This is a genomic window from Deltaproteobacteria bacterium (assembly GCA_016235345.1).
Taxonomy (GTDB): Bacteria; Desulfobacterota; Desulfobacteria; order Desulfobacterales; family Desulfatibacillaceae; genus JACRLG01.
On the sequence record JACRLG010000015.1, the window covers coordinates 105581 to 126765 of the forward strand.

Here is a 21185-nt window from a genome sequence, read left to right on the forward strand (position 1 = left end):
AAAATGGGGGGGACAGGGAATGGCGGGAGGGCCGAAAGGTCTTTCCGCCATTTTTTGGTCACTTGAAGGTAAGTATGGGCCAGCCCATTTCCCTGGCTTTGCGGCGAAGGGGGGCGGTGGGTTCCACCGCGTAGGGGTAGCCCACCGAGGACAGCATGGGGATGTCGGCATGGTGATTGCCGTAGGCGGAAGATCGCGTCAGGTCGAGGTTTTCCTCCTGGGCCAGCCGGGTTAATAGTATTTTCTTGTTGGCGTCAATGCATAAAAATTTGGGGCGGCCCGTCAGGATTCCGTTTTCGTCCTCTTCCAGGTCGGAGCAGATGAGGTGGTCAAATCCAAGCTCCCTGGCCACGGGTTCGAGGTAATAGCGGATGGACCCGGATATGAGCACCGTTACGTGTCCAAGGTTCTTGTGGGCCTTGGCGCGGGCAAGAATTCGCGGGGCGAAGTTGGGTTCGATGCACTGGCGGTAGAAGCCCTCGGCCCCGGCCTTGAAGGTGTCCAGTTTTTTCCCCCTGTAGAACCGGATCATGTGCCGACCCATGGCCTCTTCGGAAATGAGGTTTCTCTGGTAAAACATTCCCCTTATTATCACCGAAAGGGCGAAGCGCCTGGACAGATGACCCTCGTCCCATAGATAGCGGAATCCGGCCTTGGCCGAATTGATGGCCAGAAGGGTCTTGTCGAAATCGAAAAAGGCGGCTGGCCGCAACTCCGGCTTGGTTTCCACCTGTCATCTCCCCTTTCCGGTAACATCCTCGTAAAGTTTTCTTATCTCGTTCGACTCCAGGATGTTGACGCCGGGCTTTTCCAGCCGGGCGGAAATCCACAGGGCCGCAGCCACGGTTTCGGCCTCTATGGGCTTAAACTTGTCGGGAATCAGAAAACTGACCATCGGGGTGAAGAGCTTGGCGATTTCCTCGAATGGCCTGAATTCGCCGCGTTTTCCCATGATGAGCGAGGGCCGCAGAATGGTGAGGCTGTCATAACTCAAGTCCCCGATGGCCTCTTCGAGCCTGCCCTTCACCCTTGAATAAAAGCTGAATGCCTTGGGGTTGGCTCCAAGGGCGCTTACAAGAATGAACCGGGACGCGCCGTTTTGCCTGCAAATTTTTGCGAGATTCAGGCAGTGCGTATAATCGACCTGATAAAAGGCGTCCCTGGAACCGGCCTTTTTCATGGTGGACCCAAGGGCGCAGATTACGGTGTCGGCAACAAGGTCCCGGGAGCGGGAGCCGAGATCGAAAAAATCCACCGAAACCTCTTTGAACCTGGGATCGGACGGCGCGGGGTCGAGCGGACGCCTTCCCACCGATATTATGGCCTCAAAGGAGTCATCCGCCAAAAGCCTTGAAAGGCAAAGGCCGCCCACAAGCCCCGTGGCTCCGGCCAATAGCACCCTTTTTCCGTTTCCCGCCATGTTTCCCCCATCAGCCCGTTTAAAAACGCGATACTTTAGTGTCGAGCGTTAAAGCCAATTCCGCCACGTACGAACATCCTGATTTAGCCCAAGAACTCTGCGATTTCTTGGGCGGGTACGCGTGGCTCTTATGGCTTTTCGCGCGACGTGTTCATCGCCCAAGTTCAAATTGATATCCAGGCTTAATAGCCAGCCTTTTCAAAAGGCTGCAGCAATTGATAAAAAGCATTGAAAAATTCACATCCACAAAAGGGCCAGGAAGCCCGCAAGAACGAAGGTGGTGTCCATCAGAAATTCAAGCCTGTAGCCGGGATGCGCGTAGCCCTTTTCGTAGGCCCACACAATTGCCGCTGGAAAGGCCACGCTTATGAGAAGAAGATAGCCAAGGGAACTTACCCATCCGAAAAGGCTGAACAGGGCGAGTCCGGCGCTCAGGCCAAGCAGCACCTTCCCGATCAGGGCCAGGGTCGCCTCGTCGCCGAGCCAGGTGGCAAGGGTTTCCTTGCCTGCGATGCGGTCCACCTGGGCGTCCAGAACGTCGAAAAAGGCGGCTCGAACGAAGGCGAGGCCCCCGGCGAAAAGGCTCGCGGCCAGGATATCAAAAAACGAGGGCGAAAAATCGTGTGAGAGCGCCGGAAGAAAGGCTGTAACCGCGCCCCAGGCCAGGGATACGGAAAGCGTCTTGGACCCTGGAATGGCCCTTATGCGCGGATAGCGCGATTCCATTGAAAGGCGGCCCGGAAGCAGGGGCACGTTGTAGGAAAGCCCCATCACTGTCATGAACAGAAGAATGGCGAACGCGGCCTTGCCCAAAAGAAGCCCGGCCCCAAGGCCGACGGCAAGGCTGGCCCCGGAAACGGCCAGAAGCGCGGTCCTGTGCTCCTCGTAAAAAAGCGCACGGTCCGGGTCGTTGTACCGGTAGGCGTTGCGGCCTATGTAGTTGTTGAAGGTGTGGATGGAATAAACGTAGCACACCGCCATCACAACCGGCGCGAATGCGGGCTCGCGGCCTATGAGGGCCAGCGCCGCAAGGCACAGGCAGCCCGCGCCAAGGGCTATATAGGCGTTGGTGAGGACCAAGGCCCTTATAACCGAAAACAGGCGTTCGGAGAGGCCGTGGCCGGTTCCGGGCGGGGCTTCCAGGGTTCGGCACACCCTTCTGGTGATCCAGGTGGGGGTGGAGGCCCCGGCGGTGACGCCCACGTGGCGGGCGCCGTTCAGCGCGGAAACATCGAGTTCCTTTTCTGTCTCCACATGAAGCGCCGGTTTTCCCGAACGCGCCGCCACCTGGAAAAGCCTTTGGGTGTTGCCGCTGTTTTTGCCGCCCACAATCACCACTGCGTCCACGTTGCGGGCCAGTTCGGCTACCTCGGCCTGCCGCTTTTCGGTGCTGTCGCAGATGGTGTTGAAGATTTTAACGTCAGAGAACCTGCCCTTGATCAAACGGCAGACTTCGGCGAAAAGCTCCACGTCCTGTGTGGTCTGGGCCACCACAACAAGGGGGCTGCCAGAGGGGACAGAATCGATTTCCTCCGGCCCTCGAACCACCACCGCCCTGCCCTGGCCGTGGCCGACGAGGCCCTCCACCTCCGGGTGCTCGGCGTCACCCACTATCACCGGGGTGTAACCCCTGGCCGCATGGTTGCGGATAAGGGTCTGCACCTTTATCACTCGCGGGCAGGTGGCGTCCATCACCCTGAAACCGGCGCGGGCGAGATTCTCCTCTATCTCCGGGCTTACGCCGTGGGCGCGGATCACCACGGTTCCCACGCCCTTTTCAGGCACGGAGTCAAGAACGCTGACTCCTTTTTCCTCAAGAATCCCCATGACCTGGGGGTTGTGGATCAGGGGGCCAAAGGTGTAAACCGGGCCGGACGCACGGTTGGCGGTATCGAGCACCATTTCCACGGCGCGGCGTACGCCCATGCAAAAACCGGCTGTCCTGGCCAGAGTGATTTTCATGGAAGAACCCGGATTCCGCGTTATGCGGTTTTCTTGAGGTAAATCTTGTGGTCCACCAGGGAAAGCGAGTGGATGGAGGCCTTAACCAGCTTCTGGTCCCCGAAGATGCTCGTGAGCAGGAGCCCGTCAGGCTCAGGGGCCACGGTGTCCACGGCTTCCATGACGAGTGTTTCCCCGCCGTCTTCAACGTAATAGGCGTTTGCTTCGCACATGCTTGATTCTCCCGATTGATTTGGCGATACTTATTATACTGTTCACGGTGCGTTGGATATCAGCCCGTTGCAAAAGGCACTATGAGAAGCCTGGATAAAAACGATGAAGCGCGACGCCTGACACAGCGATTCGCGTTTTTAGACAGGCTGGTAGAACTTCGCGAGGTTTTCCGTGACAAGCGCCTCCACCAGCCTGGGAAGCGGCGTGTGGGCCACCCCGACTATTTCCACGTTTTCCTGGGAAAGGGGCAGAAGGAATTTTTTGGCCGGGCTTTCACTTACTGCGGCGGCCATGGCGGGCGTCACCTCCCCCATCATGGAGTGAGCCAGAACTATGCTTATGGGGCCTATAATGACGTCCGCCTTCATAACGGTGCGCACTATGGCGTTTTCCCCCGAAGCCCCCCTGTTGGCGCGGCTTTTGAGCATCTGGGCCGTGGCAATGGCGTTGGTTCCAAGGGCTATCAGTTCCACCGATTCCCCGTAAACCTCTTTGAGGCGCTTGATCACGGCGGCCCCTATGCCGCCTCCCTGCCCGTCCATGATGCATATTCTGGGCATTAAGATTCCTTCCGGTGCAGCTTTAAATATTATAGTTTTTCCCTTTTTTTCAAAAGGGTTCTGCGTGCCTTGGTAAGGCGGCGGGCAGGGCCTTTTTTCCGGTCGGCTTCCTTTACCGGCCCCTTGTCGCCGGTGTCGTCCGCCTTGCCCATGCTCTCGTAAAGGGCCTCGTCGAGTTTAACGGAAAAATCTGCGCAGCTTATGAAGGCGGCCCCAGCCTGGCTCACGCGAATCTGAAGGCCCCGGTCGGAAGTCACCACCACGGCCTTGGGGCCAAGCCTTTTAGCCATTTCGGCGATCACCGTATCTGCGGTTTTTCCGGCGGGGGAATAAACCACCGGAATTCCCTTTATCCGCCCGCTGCGCTCTCCGGCAACCGGGGCATGATGGGCGTCGAAAACAACGGTTACGGTATGGGCCTTCGCCTTCTTGTAAAGGGTGAGAAGCCCGGCAAGCTCTTCCCGCGCCGCCTCCAGATCGCTGGTCCCGGCGCTTCCGGTGAAGATCATGTTGTAGCCGTCGATTACGACGTGTACGCCCATTTTCCCACCGCACCGCAGGATTTGCAGGTTACTGCTTCAGAATCGCAAGGAGCCTTTCCAGGTCGGAATCAGCGTAAAACTCTATGGTGAGCATCCCCTTTTTGCCCTTTTTCAGAATCTGCACCTTGGTTCCAAGGCTGCGGGAAAGCTCGTCGGCCAGATCGGCCATGTAAACGGAATCGGGCCTTTTGGCCTTCGCCGGTTTTTCCGCCTCGGCGCGCTCGCCTTTAAGGGCGTCCACAAGCTCTTCCGTGGACCGGACCGAAAGATTTTTCGAGCACACGGTTTTGAAGGCCAGAACCTGGCGGGCCGTGTTTTCAAGGCCCAGAATGGCCCTGGCGTGGCCCATGCTGATGAGGCCGGTTCTCACTGCGTCCTGGATAACGGCAGGCAGGTTGCGAAGGCGCAGGGTGTTGGCCACGGTGGAGCGCTTCTTGCCGAGTTTTTCGGCCACAGCTTCCTGGGTGAAGCCGAACTCTGACACCAGCTTGTGCAGGCCCTCGCATTCCTCCATGGGGTTGAGATCGGCGCGCTGGACGTTTTCCACGATGGCGAAGAGGAGAAGCTCCTCGTTATCCACACTGCGCACCACAACAGGCACCTGGGTCAACCCTGCAAGGACGGCGGCCCTCATCCGGCGCTCGCCCGCCACGATCTCGTAACCCTTGCCATCGGGCCTCACAAGAAGGGGCTGGATAATGCCCTGGGTTTTTATGGAATCTGCGAGGTCCCGCAAGTCCTCGTCGTTGAAATGCTTTCGGGGCTGGTAGCGGTTGGGGGCAAGAAGATTTATGTCGCAGAAAAAATGATCCGGCGATGATGCGGAAGCCTCCCTGGTGCTCACCACCCCCATGTCGGGAAAAAGGGCGTCCAGGCCCATTCCCAAGGCTGATCGCCTTGGTTTCGCCGATTTGTCCTTTTCAGTACTCATGGAGGAAGATCCTTGTAAGGAAGGTGGGTCAATAAAAGTCAGCCTCAATCCTCAAAACCGCTCACTTTGCGCGGGTCTTGATGATCTCCCTTGCCAAATCCTTGTAACTTCTGGCCCCTGCGGAATTCGGATCGTAAAGGCAGATGGGTTTTCCGAAGCTGGGAGCCTCGCCCAGGCGCACGTTGCGTGGAATCCTGGTCTTGAAAACCAGGTCCTTGAAGTGCTTGTCCGCCTCCTCCGCAACCTGATGGCTTAAATTGACGCGGGAATCGAACATGGTTAAAAGTATTCCCATTATTCCCAGGCGCGGGTTCAGGCTCTGCTTTATCCTGCGGATGGTTGCCACAAGCTGGCCAAGGCCCTCCAGGGCGTAAAACTCGCACTGGAGCGGGATGATAAGGGCGTCAGCCGCAGTCATGGCGTTGATGGTGAGAAGCGACAGGGCTGGCGGGCAGTCGATTATTATATATTGGTAAGCGTCCGCCACAGCGGCCAGAGTGTTTTTGACCACCTGCTCGCGGCCCTGCCTGTCCACGAACTCCACCTCGAACCCGGCAAGCTCCACCCGGCCCGGAACCACGGACAGCTTTTTTATTTCCGTGGGCCGCACAACGTCGGTTATGGCCGCCTGCCCCATGAGGGCATGGTAGAAGGTGGTTTCCAGGGCCTTTTTGTCCAGGCCCAGCCCCGTGGTGGCGTTTCCCTGGGGATCGAGGTCCACCAGGAGGGTCCGCTTGCCCGAAAGGGCCAGGGCGGCGGCAAGATTCGTGGCGGTGGTGGTTTTACCAACGCCTCCCTTTTGATTGGCTATCGAGATTATCTGGCTCATGGCTGCCGTCCTACCACAATTGAACCTTATTGAAAAGCGCAACATGTAGAGCCGGAAAACAATATTTGAAAAAGCAGATGAAGGGCGGCCTGCCGACTTTCATGCTCCGCCGCCCCGAATCGCGCCTTAATTTTCTTGACATGCTTCTGGTTTTGGGCTATCCGTACATGCTTATCGTTTATTGGCAGCATCAAACCCGATAACGTACTGACAAAGGAGGACATTTTCAGTTGGCAAACCATAAATCCGCATTAAAAAGAGTCAGACAGAACAAACTTCGGCAACTTCGCAACCGCTCGGCCAAAACCCGTATCAAGAACGTGGTGAAGGCTTTTGCCGAAAAAGTGGGTGCAAACGCCCTTGAGGCCGCCTCCACCGCTCTTTCCACCGCCCAGTCGATCATAGCAAAGGGCGCGGGCAAGGGCGTAATACATAAGAATAAGGCTTCCAGGAAAATTTCCAGGCTGGCCAAGCAGTTGAACAAGGCAAAAGCCCAGGTTTCCTAAGCCGCCCCTCGTTCCTGCTTTTTGCATTAATAAATCAAGGCGTAAGGGCTTCCGAAATTATCGGGAAGCCCTTACGCCTTTTTGCGTTCAAGGCCCTATCGCCTTTTTCCAATGGAAGCGGGGCGCACGGCGGAATTTTCGCCATGCGCCCCGGTTTAGGGTCTAGTAAATTCCCACCTTGGCTCCGAGATTGGAGTCATAGATGTTCACGTCATCCAGTCCGCTGGTTCGCGCCACAAGCCGGTGAAAGCCCATGTAACGCCCGCCGTCGGTGGTAAGAACCTCGGCCTCTGAGGGGAAAATCCCCTTTCCGGCCAGTTCGATGGCCCTTTCAAAGTCCCGCCAGTCCTTCCAGCCTTCCGGCTGGGTGTCGACGGAAACGTCGGCCACCTTGGCGTTGCCGGCCCAAAGATTACGCCAGAACTCGGCGGTTTTGAAGCACCTGCAACCATCCGACCAGAATACCTTCCCGTTTGACTGGGGCTCTAAAAGGTAGTCCGGCACCACCCCGTTTTCAAAGGGAGCGGCAAGTCCCGCCACCACCACCCCGATCTGGCCTCCGGGCCTGAGGAACCGGGAGAGGTAATCCAGGTAAAGCTCGTCGGTTCCAAAATACTGGTAGGCGTCGATTGAAACGACTGCGTCGAAAAACCCCTTGGCAAATGGAAGCGCATGGGCCTCGCAGCGCACGGGGCAGATGGAATCGCCGCAACCTGCTTCAAGCACACGTTGCCAGTTGTAATCCGGGTCAATCCACAAATCCGCTGCCCAGACCTTGACGCCGAACTCGCGGGCGAGGAAAACGCTGGTGAGCGCCCTTCCGCAGCCAAGGTCCAAGACCCGCATTCCGGGCTTGAAATCCATCTTTTCGCACAGCCATTCCAGAAGCCAGAGGGCGTTGGGGCCCATCTGGTTTTCCAGCACCCACATGGGGTCGTACTTGCCGGAGCGGGGAAATTTGTCGTTGCCAACTATGGAAAATGCCTCGTTGATCTTATCGGATGAGTCGGTTTGCATCTTAAAATCCCTCCAAGGATGCCTCCGCCAGAACAGCGCCCTTCTGGGCAAGCCGCTCGGAAAGCCTTAAAAGGGCGTTTTGGCGGTTCTGTTCGGTTGTAAGCGTATCGCCTGAAAGCACCGTGTAATTCTCGAAATCGGCAAGGCTTGGGTGGCTGAAAACCACCTTTCCCGCCTTGTCGCCAAGAGACACGGCGACTGTCATACGAAGGGTGCGCTCCACGGAATCCCCCCCGGCCTTTCTTGCCGAGCTTTGATCCGTAAGCGAAACCACCCTTCCGGTGAGCGTGAGATCGGCCCCCGTGCGGTCGGGAATGAAGCGCCCCCCGGCGGAAAACCTCCTGGAAAACGCGTTCGATACCATTACGGACAGGCCGCTTTCGATGGTGTCATTATCGAAAACGTTCACGAACACGCTCCGCCGAAGGCCCCCCGAAGCTCCGGAAGGCGATGCGACATCGCCGCCACCGAGCCTGTAACCGCATGACAGGGCCGATACCGCTATGACCGGAACAAGAACCAGCGCGAACCTTGAAATGATTTTATGCATCCAGCCTCATGTTTTTAACCCGGCGTCAAGCCCGGGCGATGGTTTACGGAATCAAATGAAAAGAGGGAGCCGGAAAGACCATGCCATTTCAAAAGCCTTTCAGCTTTCGAAGGCGTAATGATTCATAGCTTGCAAACAAAGCCTCCGTCAGCCAACCACCACGTTCACCAGCTTGTTCTTGACATAAACCACCTTGCGGATGGTTTTGCCGTCCACAAATTTTTTTACCCCGGCGTCTTCCAGAGCCAGGGCCTTCACATCCTCGTCCGGGGCATCCACGGAAACCGTGATCTTTCCGCGAAGTTTCCCGTTGACCTGGATCACCACCAGAACGGTGTCGTCTTCAAGGGCTTCCGGGTCAAAGGAAGGCCAGGGGGTGTCGAGAATGCTTGGGGCATTGCCCAGGGCCACCCAAAGCTCCTCGGAAAAATGCGGAACCATGGGAGAGAGCAGGGTCACCGTGCTTTCCACCGCTCCAGCCATTACCCGGTTGAAGAGCTTTGAGGTTCCCGCCTGGGAGTCGGTCTCATAAACCACGTTCACGAGTTCCATAAGGGCCGCGATTGCGGTGTTGAAGTGATAGCGGTCCTCGATGTCCCGGCTGACCTTGGCTATGGTCTTATGGGTCTTGCGGTAAAGGGCCGCCGCGTCTTCGGGCAGATCGGCCACAGGGCCCCTGTACGGCTTGATTCCGGCGATTTTGTCCTTCCAGCCCAAAACCATGCGCCAAACCCGGTTCATGAAACGGGAAGCGCCTTCAACCCCCTGCTCGCTCCATTCGAGATCGCTCTCCGGCGGAGCCGCGAAAAGGCAGAAGAGCCGCACAACGTCCGCTCCGTAACGGTCGATGAGGTCCCCCGGGTCGATGACGTTCTTCTTGGACTTGCTCATCTTCTCCTTGCGCCCAACAACCACCGGCCCACCGCACTTTTTGCAGGTGCGCTTTTCGCCGGTTCCCTCCACCTCCTGGGGGAAGAGATAGCCGTCCTTTTCGCAGTGGGTGGTTTCCTTGCACACCATGCCCTGGGTGAGCAGTCGGGTGAAGGGCTCCTTGAAGGGCACGAGGCCGAAGTCGTGCAATACGCGGGTGAAGTAGCGCGAATACAGAAGGTGCAGGATGGCGTGCTCCACGCCTCCTATATATTGGTCAACGGGCATCCAGTATGCGGCGGCCTTCTCGTCGAACATGCCCTTGTCCCAGCGCGGGCTGCAGTAGCGCTCGAAATACCAGGAGGACTCCACGAAGGTGTCCATGGTGTCGGTTTCCCGGCGCGCGTTTTCGTCGCCGCACCTGGGGCAGCGGGTCTTGGCGAAATAAGGATGATCGGGAAGCGGCGATTTTCCACCCGGCAGAAGGTTTGCGTCCTCCGGGAGAAGAATGGGAAGGTCGCTCTCCGGCACGGGCACTATTCCGCAGGTTTTGCAGTGGATGACCGGAATGGGCGCACCCCAATAGCGCTGGCGGGAGATGCCCCAGTCCCTGAGCCTGAAATTGACGGTTTTTCCGCCTATCCCCCGTTGATTCAGATGGGCGCAGATGGCGTCCTTGGCGGCCTCATTGGCCATGCCGTCGAACTCGCCGGAATTGGCCAGGAAACCGGGGCCGGTGTAGGCTTCGGTCATGGCGGCGGCGTCAAGGGTTTCGCCTTCGGGCATTATCACCGGAATTATGGGAAGATCGTATTTGCGGGCGAACTCGAAATCGCGCTGGTCGTGGGCCGGAACGCTCATCACCGCACCTGTGCCGTAGCTCATCAGGGCGAAATTCGCGGAATAGACGGGCATCTTGCGCCCGTTCACCGGGTTTATGCAGAATGCGCCCGTGAACACGCCCTCTTTTTCCAGGTCCTTGTCCTCGTACCGCACCTTGTCGGGCTTGGCCATGCGCTCCACGAATTCAAGGACAGCCGCTTCCTGGGGTGTTCCGGCGCAGAACTCCCTGACAAAAGGATGTTCCGGTGCAAGCACCATTAGCGTCGCCCCGAAAAGGGTGTCCGGGCGGGTTGTGAAAACCTTTATGGTCTCTCTCCTGCCCTCCATCGCAAAAACAATCTCCGCCCCGTGGCTTTTTCCGATCCAGTTGGCCTGCATGGTGAGGACCTTTTCGGGCCAACCGGGGAGCTTGTTGCAATAATCCAGAAGATCGTCAGCGTAGCTCGTGATGCGGAAAAACCACTGGTTAAGCTTCTTGGGGGCCACTTCCTTGCCGCAACGCCAGCAGCAGCCGTCTTCCACCTGCTCGTTTGCAAGAACCGTCTGGCAGGTGTTGCACCAGTTGACGTCCGCCTCCTTGCGGTAGGCCATGTCACGCGCAAGCATTTTGAGGAAAAGCCACTGCTCCCAGCGGTAATATTCGGGCTTGCAGGTGGCAAGCTCCCGGTCCCAGTCGTAGGAAAAGCCCATTTTTTTGAGCTGCCGGGTCATGTAAGCTATGTTTTCATAAGTCCAGGCGGCGGGGTGGGTGTTGTTGGAAATGGCCGCGTTTTCGGCGGGCATTCCGAATGCATCCCAGCCCATGGGATGAAGCACATTATAGCCCTTCATCCTTTTGTAGCGGGCCACCACGTCGCCGATTGTATAGTTGCGCACGTGGCCCATGTGGATTTTTCCCGACGGGTAGGGAAACATCTCCATGAGATAATACTTTTCCCGTGACTCATCCTCGATAACCTTGAAAAGCCCGGTTTTTTCCCATTCCGCCTGCCACCTGGCCTCGATTTGGGCCGGATTGTATCTTTCTTCCATGAGCTTTGTTTTCCTTGTGGATGAATGGACCCTGACTCATTTTTTAAACTTCCTTCATTGCACAAGTCGGCCCGGTTGGCAAGCGACCCGAAAGGTCTTTATAATCATGTCCGGGTTTAAATGTCCGAGCCCTCCAGCTCCCCGGAATACATGGTTGAATATTCACATCGCACGCGCAATATATAGGGGTAACGGAAAGGGAGCAGGATTCCTGGTCCCGAATGGAATGAAGAAAAGGAGCATTCAAATGGAAAAAATTTATCCGTAAGGCTTGGCATGGCAACCATCGCGGTGGCCATAGCCGTTACTCTCATTGGAGAGGGCAATTATCCATACTGGTTCTGGAAGGCGAAGGCGAATTTCTGGGCGCGGATGAAAAGGCGCTTTCCGCCAGGAAGGGGGATATGCTGGTTTGCGACATTGCGGAGCCCCACGGAGTAAAGGCGGATACCGACAAGCGCATTCTGGTGACCATCGCTCCGCCCATCTGACACGCCTGAAAATCCCTCGAAGAAAAAGATGTCCGATTCAGATCAAAAACTGATGGAGGAAGCAGCTTCATCCCGGCGCTATTTTCCATGTGATGTGACTTTCCGCCTGACCTGACCGAAACAGGCGCAAAAACAAAGGGGGGATGAAAGCCGGTCAACGGCCTTCATCCCCCCAACTTGTTCAATGGCGCGGGATAAATTAACTTCCCGCCAGCCATCTTCATACGACGCCGCTAGTTGGCGATACCCATTGAACGCAAAAGCCTGCGGTCGATCGCTCCGCTTTCGATCAGGCCCTTGGCTTCCTGGTAATCGAGAATGGCCTCCTGGGTTATGGGGCCGAAGACGCCGTCGATATCCGATTTGTAGTACCCCATGGCCGCGAGCTTTTCCTGAACCTTGCGCACCTGTATCTTGCGCTTTTCCCAGGCGCTCAACTCTGAAGTATCCGAATCTCCGCCCTTTGCCGCAGGCACGGGCTGGACCGCCGCCGGGGAGGCGACCGGGACGGGAGGCTTGGCACCGGTTGACGCGCCTGCCTTGAAACGAGGAGTCTTTATGGCTTTTCCGGCCCTGAAGCTTTCGAGATACTTTAAAACCTCTTCCAGAAGGCTTCTGGGGTAGAGCTTGCCTGCAAGCTGGTCCCAGACCGGGCGGGTGCGCCTCATGGCCTCAGCCCTGGTTTCCGCCGCAAACTCGGTGTGCTTTATTCCGTATTTGATCATGCCCTCCAGGGCGCGCTTGTTTTCATCCCGGATGCCCTTTACGAAGGCCGCCTGGACCTTGCCGCGCGCGCTGTCAAGGTTGTCCTGGTATTCCTCGGGAAGCGCGCTCCATTCTTTTTCAGTGATCACTATGAGTGCCGGGGCATAGCGTATATTCAGGGGATTCACGTACTTCATCACCTGAAAAAGCTGGCTTCCGGCATAATAAACGGCAGGAGCGAAGGCCGTGTCGATCACTCCGCTTTTAAAGGCTGAGTGGCCCTCTATGACCGTGGTGACAATGGGTTGCCCGCCCAGGGCCTTCACCGTGGCGGCTTCCAGGGGGCCGTACCAGTTCTGGAACCTGCAGCGCTTGAAATCTTCCAGGGTGTTCATCGGAAAGCGCGTGGAATAGAGCTGGTCGAAGTCCTGGTCCATCCACATGAGCATCTTGTAGCCTCTTTGATCAAAATAATAGTCAAAGGTGGCGAACATCATGGTACGGAGATAATCCACCTCTTGGTAGTTCCTGATAAGAAAGGGCAGGCCCAGCACGGAAAGCTCCGGGCAAGCCAGATTGGCCCCTGCCCCGGATATCCCCGCCCCCTGGAGCTGGCCAATCTTCATTTTCTGGAGATATTCGTTGTCGTTGCCCATGACCCCGCCCCAGTAAATCTTCAACTTCAGCTCGTCATTGGTGGAGTCCCGTATCCATGGCACGACCAAAGACTGCACCTGCTGACCCCAGCCCACATTCTTGGGCGCAAGGGTGGCGACCTTCCATACGACGGCGCGTTTCTCGGCCAGGGCCTGTGATGCCGGAACAAGGCCGATAACCAGAAGCGTTAACAGGATCAGAGGGCGTAACTTTCCACGGGCCATTTTTTTGGCTCCTTTCCTTGGTGGGTTGCCATTGGGTTCCAAAGCATGAAGACAAAAGGATTACTTCCGAAAAAGGACCGAATGCCGGACTGATGGGAGAAGCATTTGGAATTCTGTAATACTATAACAATTGCCCTTGAAATGAAAGACCTTGCAGGAAAATCATTCGGAAAATTTCAAGGGGTTATGTACAGGCTGCGCCGTTTTTGTCCTTGACCGGAAAACGCGGGTGTGAGAGCATTCGGACTCTCATATTATCGGGAGCGCAAGGTGCTTACATTTTTCGCTTTCCCGAAAATGGTGCAGGAGGAAAATCGGGGCATTTCTTTCCTTTGCCGGGTTCCCTTAAAAAGGGAAAAGAACCATGCTCCGCTTAATAACCCAATTTGCCGCCATAAAGGGGTGACCATGCAATTTATCGATCTTGCCGCACAGCAGAAAAGAATCTTGAACGACGTAAACGAGCGAATCAAAAAAGTTCTCGCCCACGGGGCCTATATCCAGGGGCCTGAAGTCAAGGAGCTTGAAAAGGATTTGGCCGCCTACGTTGGAGCCGATCACGCAATAGGCTGCAGTTCGGGCACGGACGCCCTTCTCATGCCCCTAATGGCCCTTGGGGTGGGGCCCGGCGACGCGGTGTTCACCACGCCCTTCACCTTCGTGGCCACCGCCGAGGTCATAAGCCTTCTGGGGGCAACCCCGGTCTTCGTGGATGTTGATCCCGTCACGTACAACATGTCGCCAAAAGCTCTTGAGGCCGCCATCGAGGCCCTTCTTGCAGGCGACCCGAAAAAGCACCCCCTGCCCTTTCCCTGCGCTTCGGGCACGGACGGAAAGGTGACGACTCTGGCCACGGCCTGCGCCATGAAGCCCAAGGTCGTGATCGCGGTTGACCTTTTCGGGCTCTGCGCCGACTACGACGCCATCAACGCCATTGCCCACAAGCACGGCCTTACGGTCATTGAAGACGGGGCCCAGAGCTTCGGGGCCGAGTACAAGGGCAAAAAGGCCTGCTCGCTGGCAAAAGTGGGCTGCACCAGCTTTTTCCCGGCCAAGCCCCTTGGATGCTACGGCGACGGCGGCATGGTCTTCACCGACGATCTGGCCCTTGCCGAGGTCATGCGCTCCATCAGGGTCCACGGCCAGGGCGGGCACAAGTACGACAACGTCAGAATCGGCATCAACGGACGGATCGACACCCTCCAGGCTGCCATACTGCTTTCCAAGTTCAACATCTTCCCGGACGAGGTCACCCGCCGCCAGGAAGTGGCCAGGCGCTATTCCGAGGGTCTTTCCGCAAGCGGCCTTTACACGGTGCCTAAAATTCCAGCGGGATATCTCAGCGTCTACGCGCAATACACCCTTGCGGTCAAGGAGGCGGGATTGCGCGACAGCGTGCTGGCGCACTTGAAGGAAAAGGGCGTGCCCACGGCCATCTATTACCCGAAGCCCCTGCACCGCCAGGACGCCTTCGCCTACCTTGGCTACAAGTTGGGCGATTTCCCGGTTTCCGACGATGTCTGCGACAAGGTCTTTTCGGTGCCCATGCACCCCTACCTTGAAAGGGCGGATCAGAGCCAGATCATCGACGCCCTTCTTTCCTGGGGAGCGTGCAAGTAGGAAAACAACGGCCTGCCCGGAAACCTCATGACCCCGGCAAATGCCGGGGTCATGGTTTTTTATAGGCCATTGAGGTATCGGTTGAAGAAAGCTGTTGCTCTTTCGAGGAAAAGGGCCTGATGGCCGGGATCGTTCATGGGATGATCGCCGCCTTCAAAGATTTCGATGCTTTTCGGCCCTGCGGCCCTTTCGTATATTTCCCGCCCGTGGGCCACGGGAACCACCTGGTCGCGGTCTCCATGGAAAACCAGGATGGGGCCGGTTTCAAGCGGGTCGTCTGGAAGATCGAACGCGTTTTCCGGCGCAAAAAATCGGGGGGAGAGTCTTTTGTCGTCGCCGGAGGACCGAAGCACCCCGGCCAGCGGGGCGAAATGGGCGGGAGCCGCGTAAATGCAGAGGGCGGCCACAGGATCATTAAACGCCGAGGATAGGCAGACCGCGCCTCCCATACTGCTTCCGAAAAGCCCGACCATACCGCCTAAGTCGCCTCTGGCCTTCATTGCGGCGCGGGCGGCTTTCAGGTCGCCGAGCCTGGCCGGAAATGTGGTGTCCCGCTTGAAATCGCCGCCGCTTTTTCCGCAGCCCCGGTGATCGAGGCGCAGAAAGGCGATGCCCTTTGACGCAAGCGCGCCTGCAAGGGCCTTTTGCTTGGGGCTTTCGGCGTCCGCGAAAAGCCCGTGGCAGCCGATCACCAGGGGCGGGGCCGGAACATCCGGCATGTGAAGGAAGGCCGAAAGCACAAGGCCGTCAACGGGGATTTCGATTTCGAGGGTCTTTATAGTCTTCATGCGGCTGATTTTACTCCGCAGCCCGGCCCGGAGTAAAGCCCGTCAAGCTGAGGACAGTTCGGAAATTTCATGAAATGACGCTTTTACTTAATAAACGACTGGATGAGTGATGTCTGTAAAGAAGGGCGAAAGACTGGAACTGACCGTTGAAAAGACGGTCTTCGGCGGCGACGGATTATGCCGGGTTGACGGAATGGCCGTGTTCATCGAAGGGGCCGTTCCGGGCGACCGGGTGGAGGCCCTCATCACCCGCAGGAAAAAGGACTGGGCAACGGGCCGTGTCATGGCCCTTCTCGATCCTTCCCCCGACCGGGTTCCTGCCCCCTGCCCCTACGTGGGCGTCTGCGGTGGATGCAAGTGGCAGTTTTTGGATTACGCCCGCCAGCTCGAATACAAGCGCGACCAGGTGAGGGAAGCCCTGGAGCACATAGGCGGCTTAAAGGACGTTCCCGTGGGCGACACCCTGGCTTCGGACCAGATTTTCGGCTACCGCAACAAGATGGAGTTTTCCTGCGCCACCCGCCGCTGGCTCATGCCCGAAGAGCTCACCGCAGCGGGCGGGCCGGGACACGGCGAAGGCCCCGATTTCGCCTGCGGGCTGCACATTCCGGGCTGCTTCGACAAGGTTCTGGACGTTGACGCCTGCCTTCTGCAGCACGAGGAAGGCAACCTCATCCTGCCCTACCTGAAGGAGAAGATGAAGGCTTCGGGCCTTCCGGCCTATGGCCTTAAAAGCCACCAGGGGTTCTGGCGCTTCGTGATGATGCGCAGAAGCCGCGCCTTCGGATCATGGATGGTGAACCTTGTGACCAGCAGCCGGAACTCCGACGTTCTTGTTCCTATGGCCAGGGACCTTACAAGGAAATTTCCCACCATCGTATCTGTCGTGAACAACGTGACGGACAGGCGCGCCCAGGTTTCATCGGGAGGCAGCGAGGACATCCTCTTCGGCCAGCCGGTTCTCATGGACCAATTGGGCCGTTTCGATTTCGCGGTTTCGGCCAATTCCTTTTTCCAGACCAACCCCCAGCAGGCAGAGAGGCTTTACGACGTCGCGGCCTGCTTCGCGGGCCTGGACGGCGGGCAGAAGGTGCTGGACCTCTACTGCGGCATAGGTTCCATCGCCCTGTGGGTTTCGGACAAGGCATCTAAGGTTCTCGGGCTCGAGGTGGTGAAAGACGCAGTGATGGACGCCCGGCAGAACGTGAAGCGGAACGGCGTCAAAAACTGCCGGTTCGAGGCGGCTGACATAAAGGACGCCATAGGCGGCCTTGATTTCAAGCCCGACGTCGTCATCACCGACCCGCCCAGGAGTGGAATGCACCCGGACGTCACCGACAGGCTATGCTCCCTTGCCGCGCCGGTCCTGGTCTACGTTTCATGCAACCCGGCCACCCTGGCCCGCGACCTTGCTGTGCTGTCCAGGGTTTACGACGTGGAAAAGGTCCAGCCGGTGGACATGTTTCCTCACACCTTTCACGTGGAGTGCGTGGCTAGGCTGGTCCGGCGGTCGTGAAAAGCATTGGGCGGTCGGCAGTGGAATGTAGGCGTTTTTGCTGATATGAAAAATATCCAGGCTTCAAAATTTGAAAGAACGTGAAGGACGTCTATCTCATGAATCCCAAGAATGGCGCGACAGTCGGGAAAACGGTTCCCACGGTTCCGGGGTACCTCAATGAAATCGCACCTTACGAGGCGGGAAAACCCATAGAGGAGCTGGAGCGGGAGCTTGGAATCAGAAATTCCATCAAGCTCGCTTCCAACGAAAATCCGCTGGGGCCTTCTCCAAAAGCTGTTCAGGCGGCCACTGCCGCGCTTTCCCGCCTGCACCGCTACCCGGATTCGGCGGCACGGGTCCTCACCGCCCGGCTCGCCGAAAAACTTGGGGTTCCCGAACCGACGCTGGTTCTCGGCAACGGCAGCGACGAAGTGATACAGATGCTGGCCACGGTGTTCTTCCAGCCCGGCGATGAGGCCGTCATGAGCGAGTCCTGCTTTCTCATGTACCCCATCGCAACGGCCTCCGAGGGGGCAACCGCCGTTAAGGTCCCGCTGAAGGGCCTTTTCCCGGACCTTTTTGCCATGAGCCGGGCCGTCACCGAAAAAACCCGGATGATCTTCGTGAACACCCCCTTGAACCCCACCGGCGCGCACCTGAAAAAATCCGAGTTCGAGACGTTTTTGAAGGATGTGCCGGAAAATGTGCTGGTGGTTCTGGACGAGGCCTACGTGGAGTTCGCCCGCGACCCCCTTGGCGTCAACGGCCTCGATTATATCGGAAAAGACCCACGGGTGGTGGTGCTTCGGACCTTCTCCAAGCTCTACGGCCTCGCGGGCCTCCGGGTGGGCTACGGTATCATGGATCCGGAAATCGCAGGGTATCTGAACCGCATCCGCATTCCCTTCAATACCAACCTCGTGGCCCAGGAGGCCGCCATCGCGGCGCTTACAGACGAGGACTACGTGGCCGAAACCCTGAAAACCGTGCACGAAGGCCTGGATTTCCTCTATCGGGGCCTCTCGGAGCTTGGTTTTTCCTATCACGAGACCCAGTCCAATTTTTTTCTGATCGACGTATCCCCAAGGGACGGCAAGGAGGTTTTTAACGCCATGCTCCGGGAGGGGGTCATCATACGGGCCATGAACGCCTACGGAATGCCCCGGTACATCAGGGTATCCGTGGGAAAACCCGATGAGAACCAAAGGTTCCTGGAAGCCTTCGCCAAGGTCATGGGCAAAGGCTCCGGGCGCAGGCCGCCCATCGTCACCATAGACGGCCCAAGCGGAGCGGGCAAGACCACCGTGGGAAAACTGCTCGCCCAAAGGCTTGGCTTCACCTACGTGGACACAGGCGCGCTCTACCGGGGCCTTGCGGTGATCGCCCGCGAGGCCGGGGTGTCCGCCGACGACGACCAAGGGCTTGCCGGTCTGTGCGACAGGACGTCCCTCGCCTTCAGGCCGGGAATCGACGGCTCCAGGCTTTTTGCGGGGGACCGCGACATCACAGATCTTCTTCGCACCCCTGAAATCTCCATGCTCTCATCCGCAGTTTCCGCGCGTCCCTGCGTCAGAGCCTGGCTTTTGTCGGTCCAAAGGGAGCTTGGAAAGGACGGCGGCGCGGTTTTCGAGGGCAGGGACACCGGAACAGTGGTCTTTCCCGATGCTTCCGCAAAATTTTTCCTCAGGGCCGATCCAAAAATCCGCGCCCTTCGCAGATACCAGGAACTGCTGGCAAAGGGCTCAAGCGTAAGCCTTTCTGATGTCGAGCGGGACATGGAAAAGCGGGACGAAAATGACTCGAAACGAGCCCTTGCGCCCCTGAAACCCGCAGAAGACGCCGTTATTCTTGATTCCACGGCCCTTACCATAGAAGAGGTGGTGGAAGCGATGATTGAAAGGGTCGAAAGCCTTTCCTGAAAAGTAACCAGGGACAAGTTGACAGCCCTTTACGCAAGGCCATCAAATGTCTTTTGACTTGCCTCGATTTATCTGCTATGAGGATTCGTTTTTAAAATGCAGCAACGCCCGAAGCGGTCCGGGCGAAATCTCGTGAAGGGGGTACCTCTTTTGATGGACGATACGGAAATGGACGAACTGGTGGTAGAGGAACGTAACAACGAAACCGATACCGAGATGGATGAGGTCGTGAAGAAGCCCTCGCCCAAGGCGATGGTTACGACCAGGATGAACCTGGATGACGAGGCCGAAGACACCGGCCCATCCGAGTTCCAAACACTCTATGAGGAGAGTTTCAAGCGCTTCGACGAAGGCGAGGTTGTCCACGGGCGCATAGTCCAGGTGGACAAGGAATTCGTCCTGGTGGACATCGGATACAAATCCGAGGGGATGATCCCCATTCGTGAGTTCTACGAGCCTGACGGCACCATGAGCGCCAAAGTTGGCGACGAGGTGGACGTCATGGTGGAACGCCTGGAATCCGACGAGGAAGGCGTCATCGTCTCCAAGGAAAAGGCGTCCAAGATAAAGGTCTGGGAAGAAATCAAGAAGGCCTACGAGGAAGACGGCACCGTCACCGGCGTCATCACCCACAGGGTCAAGGGCGGCTTCTCAGTGGATATCGGGGTCCAGGCATTTCTGCCCGGCTCCCAGGTTGATCTGCGGCCCGTGCGCGACCTGGATGCAATGGTTTCCAAGACCTTCACTTTCAAGGTTTTAAAATACAACCGCAAGCGCAGCAACATCGTGCTTTCCCGCAGGGTCATACTGGAGAAGGAACGCGAAACCCAGCGCTCCACCACCCTGTCCGCCATCCACGTCGGCAAGGTCATGCAGGGCCAGGTAAAGAACATCACCGAATACGGCGTGTTCGTGGACCTTGGCGGCATAGACGGCCTTCTGCACATCACGGACATCTCCTGGGGCCGTGTGAAGCACCCCAACGAGCTTTTCTCCGTTGGCGACACCATCAACGTGAAGGTTCTCGATCTCGACCTCGAGCGCGAGCGCGTGTCCCTTGGCATGAAGCAGTTGAAGCCCGATCCGTGGTCGCTGGCAATGGAGCGCTACCCGGTTGGGACCAAGGTTTCCGGCAAGGTGGTGAGCCTCACCGATTACGGCGCCTTCGTCGAGCTTGAAGAGGGCATCGAGGGCTTGATCCACGTGTCCGAAATGAGCTGGACCAAAAAGGTGCGCCACCCGTCCAAGGTTGTCTCGGTTGGCGACATGGTGGACGCGGTGGTTCTGGACATCAAGCCCAACAACCGCAGGGTCAGCCTCGGCATGAAGCAGGTCGCGCCCAACCCCTGGGATGTCATCGCCGACAAGTACCCGGTGGGCACCACCATCGAGGGCAAGATCAAGAACATCACCGATTTCGGCATGTTCATAGGAATCGATGAGGGAATCGACGGACTGGTCCACATCTCCGACATCTCCTGGACCAAGCGCGTCAACCACCCCGGCGAAATCTACAAGAAGGGCGACGAGGTCCAGGCCATCGTTTTGCATATCGACAAGGAAAACGAGCGCTTCTCCCTTGGAATCAAGCAGCTCACCCCCGACCCCTGGGCCACCATTGAAGACCGTTACCGCGTAGGCACCCGCATCAAGGGGCTTGTCACCTCGGTGACCGATTTCGGCATCTTCGTGGAGCTTGAGGAAGGCATCGAAGGCCTTGTGCATGTGTCCGAGGTTTCCAAGGACAAGATCAAGACCCCGGTTGGCCTCTACAACGTGGGCCAGGATGTTGACGCCATAGTGGTCAACATCAATCCCAAGGAACGCCGCATCGGCCTTTCCATCAAGCGTCTGGAATCCGATGAAGAGGATTCCTATCTGGCCGATTATCTCACCAACGCCAAGTCTTCCGGCTCCGCCCTGGGCGAGGCCCTGAAACTCTCCCTCCAGGAAAAGATCAAGGGGCAAAAGGGCGAGGAAGAAGAAGAATAGCAGCCCGTCTAAAAAC

18 protein-coding genes are annotated in these 21185 nt (G+C 57.5%); 5 read left to right on the plus strand and 13 right to left on the minus strand.

Features of this window, described 5'->3' with window-relative positions; genetic code table 11:
* Positions 1-58 precede the first annotated feature (58 nt).
* The 8 genes from HZB23_07785 to HZB23_07820 all read right to left on the minus strand — a co-directional run bounded on the left by HZB23_07785 (position 59) and on the right by HZB23_07820 (position 6457).
* Entirely contained in the window at positions 59-730 is a 672-nt protein-coding gene (locus HZB23_07785; protein ID MBI5844551.1) for an HAD-IB family hydrolase, read from the minus strand.
* A 3-nt stretch (positions 731-733) separates the two neighbouring features.
* Complete coding sequence (locus tag HZB23_07790; GenBank protein ID MBI5844552.1) at positions 734-1420, minus strand: NAD(P)H-binding protein; 687 nt, start codon at positions 1418-1420, stop codon at positions 734-736.
* 237 nt (positions 1421-1657) lie between these two features.
* Positions 1658-3382 carry a 4-hydroxy-3-methylbut-2-enyl diphosphate reductase gene (ispH, locus tag HZB23_07795; GenBank protein ID MBI5844553.1) on the minus strand — a complete coding sequence of 575 codons (1725 nt, stop codon included), beginning with the start codon at positions 3380-3382 and terminating at the stop codon, positions 1658-1660.
* Positions 3383-3402: 20 nt separating this feature from the next.
* Complete coding sequence (locus HZB23_07800) at positions 3403-3594, minus strand: CooT family nickel-binding protein (GenBank protein ID MBI5844554.1); 192 nt, start codon at positions 3592-3594, stop codon at positions 3403-3405.
* A gap of 138 nt (positions 3595-3732) precedes the next feature.
* Positions 3733-4155 (minus strand): DUF3842 family protein, encoded by a 423-nt coding sequence (locus HZB23_07805; GenBank protein ID MBI5844555.1) that lies wholly within the window; start codon positions 4153-4155, stop codon positions 3733-3735.
* A gap of 29 nt (positions 4156-4184) precedes the next feature.
* Positions 4185-4697: an NYN domain-containing protein gene (locus HZB23_07810; protein ID MBI5844556.1), complete on the minus strand. Its 513-nt coding sequence runs from the start codon at positions 4695-4697 to the stop codon at positions 4185-4187.
* 28 nt (positions 4698-4725) lie between these two features.
* A complete protein-coding gene (locus HZB23_07815; GenBank protein ID MBI5844557.1) occupies positions 4726-5628 on the minus strand; it encodes a ParB/RepB/Spo0J family partition protein in 903 nt (300 codons plus the stop codon).
* 61 nt (positions 5629-5689) lie between these two features.
* Entirely contained in the window at positions 5690-6457 is a 768-nt protein-coding gene (locus tag HZB23_07820; GenBank protein MBI5844558.1) for an AAA family ATPase, read from the minus strand.
* A gap of 230 nt (positions 6458-6687) precedes the next feature.
* Between HZB23_07820 and rpsT the strand changes: the two genes are divergently transcribed.
* Complete coding sequence (gene rpsT, locus HZB23_07825) at positions 6688-6963, plus strand: 30S ribosomal protein S20 (protein MBI5844559.1); 276 nt, start codon at positions 6688-6690, stop codon at positions 6961-6963.
* Positions 6964-7125: 162 nt separating this feature from the next.
* Here rpsT and HZB23_07830 read toward each other — a convergent pair whose 3' ends face one another.
* From HZB23_07830 to dctP, 4 genes are all read right to left on the minus strand, one after another.
* Complete coding sequence (locus HZB23_07830; protein MBI5844560.1) at positions 7126-7980, minus strand: methyltransferase domain-containing protein; 855 nt, start codon at positions 7978-7980, stop codon at positions 7126-7128.
* 1 nt (position 7981) lies between these two features.
* Positions 7982-8530, minus strand: coding sequence for an LptE family protein (locus HZB23_07835; GenBank protein MBI5844561.1), 549 nt, complete (start codon positions 8528-8530; stop codon positions 7982-7984).
* A 147-nt stretch (positions 8531-8677) separates the two neighbouring features.
* The gene (locus HZB23_07840) at positions 8678-11275 is read right to left on the minus strand and encodes a leucine--tRNA ligase (protein MBI5844562.1); all 2598 of its coding nucleotides are present in this window, start codon (positions 11273-11275) and stop codon (positions 8678-8680) included.
* A gap of 724 nt (positions 11276-11999) precedes the next feature.
* Positions 12000-13352: a TRAP transporter substrate-binding protein DctP gene (gene dctP, locus HZB23_07845; protein ID MBI5844563.1), complete on the minus strand. Its 1353-nt coding sequence runs from the start codon at positions 13350-13352 to the stop codon at positions 12000-12002.
* A gap of 408 nt (positions 13353-13760) precedes the next feature.
* Here dctP and HZB23_07850 point away from each other — a divergent pair, with 408 nt between their 5' ends.
* Positions 13761-14972 (plus strand): DegT/DnrJ/EryC1/StrS family aminotransferase, encoded by a 1212-nt coding sequence (locus HZB23_07850; protein MBI5844564.1) that lies wholly within the window; start codon positions 13761-13763, stop codon positions 14970-14972.
* Between the two features lie 59 nt (positions 14973-15031).
* Here HZB23_07850 and HZB23_07855 read toward each other — a convergent pair whose 3' ends face one another.
* Positions 15032-15760, minus strand: a complete 729-nt coding sequence (locus HZB23_07855) for an alpha/beta hydrolase (protein MBI5844565.1) — start codon at positions 15758-15760, stop codon at positions 15032-15034.
* Between the two features lie 109 nt (positions 15761-15869).
* On the opposite strand from HZB23_07855, the gene rlmD reads away from it, so the two are divergent.
* The 3 genes from rlmD (at position 15870) to HZB23_07870 (ending at position 21169) form a co-directional block, all read left to right on the plus strand.
* Positions 15870-17276, plus strand: a complete 1407-nt coding sequence (gene rlmD / locus HZB23_07860; protein ID MBI5844566.1) for a 23S rRNA (uracil(1939)-C(5))-methyltransferase RlmD — start codon at positions 15870-15872, stop codon at positions 17274-17276.
* Between the two features lie 98 nt (positions 17277-17374).
* The gene (locus tag HZB23_07865) at positions 17375-19177 is read left to right on the plus strand and encodes a histidinol-phosphate transaminase (protein ID MBI5844567.1); all 1803 of its coding nucleotides are present in this window, start codon (positions 17375-17377) and stop codon (positions 19175-19177) included.
* Between the two features lie 153 nt (positions 19178-19330).
* Positions 19331-21169 (plus strand): 30S ribosomal protein S1, encoded by a 1839-nt coding sequence (locus HZB23_07870; protein ID MBI5844568.1) that lies wholly within the window; start codon positions 19331-19333, stop codon positions 21167-21169.
* The last annotated feature ends 16 nt before the right edge of the window (positions 21170-21185 follow it).

What these genes read in the sequence shown, in the direction of transcription:
- HZB23_07790 (MBI5844552.1), bottom strand. Translation starts at nt 1,420, where the DNA reads ATGGCGGGAAACGGAAAAAGGGTGCTATTGGCCGGAGCCACGGGGCTT.
- ispH (MBI5844553.1), bottom strand. Translation starts at nt 3,382, where the DNA reads ATGAAAATCACTCTGGCCAGGACAGCCGGTTTTTGCATGGGCGTACGC.
- HZB23_07800 (MBI5844554.1), bottom strand. Translation starts at nt 3,594, where the DNA reads ATGTGCGAAGCAAACGCCTATTACGTTGAAGACGGCGGGGAAACACTC.
- HZB23_07805 (MBI5844555.1), bottom strand. Translation starts at nt 4,155, where the DNA reads ATGCCCAGAATATGCATCATGGACGGGCAGGGAGGCGGCATAGGGGCC.
- HZB23_07810 (MBI5844556.1), bottom strand. Translation starts at nt 4,697, where the DNA reads ATGGGCGTACACGTCGTAATCGACGGCTACAACATGATCTTCACCGGA.
- HZB23_07815 (MBI5844557.1), bottom strand. Translation starts at nt 5,628, where the DNA reads ATGAGTACTGAAAAGGACAAATCGGCGAAACCAAGGCGATCAGCCTTG.
- HZB23_07820 (MBI5844558.1), bottom strand. Translation starts at nt 6,457, where the DNA reads ATGAGCCAGATAATCTCGATAGCCAATCAAAAGGGAGGCGTTGGTAAA.
- HZB23_07830 (MBI5844560.1), bottom strand. Translation starts at nt 7,980, where the DNA reads ATGCAAACCGACTCATCCGATAAGATCAACGAGGCATTTTCCATAGTT.
- HZB23_07835 (MBI5844561.1), bottom strand. Translation starts at nt 8,530, where the DNA reads ATGCATAAAATCATTTCAAGGTTCGCGCTGGTTCTTGTTCCGGTCATA.
- HZB23_07840 (MBI5844562.1), bottom strand. Translation starts at nt 11,275, where the DNA reads ATGGAAGAAAGATACAATCCGGCCCAAATCGAGGCCAGGTGGCAGGCG.
- dctP (MBI5844563.1), bottom strand. Translation starts at nt 13,352, where the DNA reads ATGGCCCGTGGAAAGTTACGCCCTCTGATCCTGTTAACGCTTCTGGTT.
- HZB23_07850 (MBI5844564.1), top strand. Translation starts at nt 13,761, where the DNA reads ATGCAATTTATCGATCTTGCCGCACAGCAGAAAAGAATCTTGAACGAC.
- HZB23_07855 (MBI5844565.1), bottom strand. Translation starts at nt 15,760, where the DNA reads ATGAAGACTATAAAGACCCTCGAAATCGAAATCCCCGTTGACGGCCTT.
- rlmD (MBI5844566.1), top strand. Translation starts at nt 15,870, where the DNA reads ATGTCTGTAAAGAAGGGCGAAAGACTGGAACTGACCGTTGAAAAGACG.
- HZB23_07865 (MBI5844567.1), top strand. Translation starts at nt 17,375, where the DNA reads ATGAATCCCAAGAATGGCGCGACAGTCGGGAAAACGGTTCCCACGGTT.
- HZB23_07870 (MBI5844568.1), top strand. Translation starts at nt 19,331, where the DNA reads ATGGACGATACGGAAATGGACGAACTGGTGGTAGAGGAACGTAACAAC.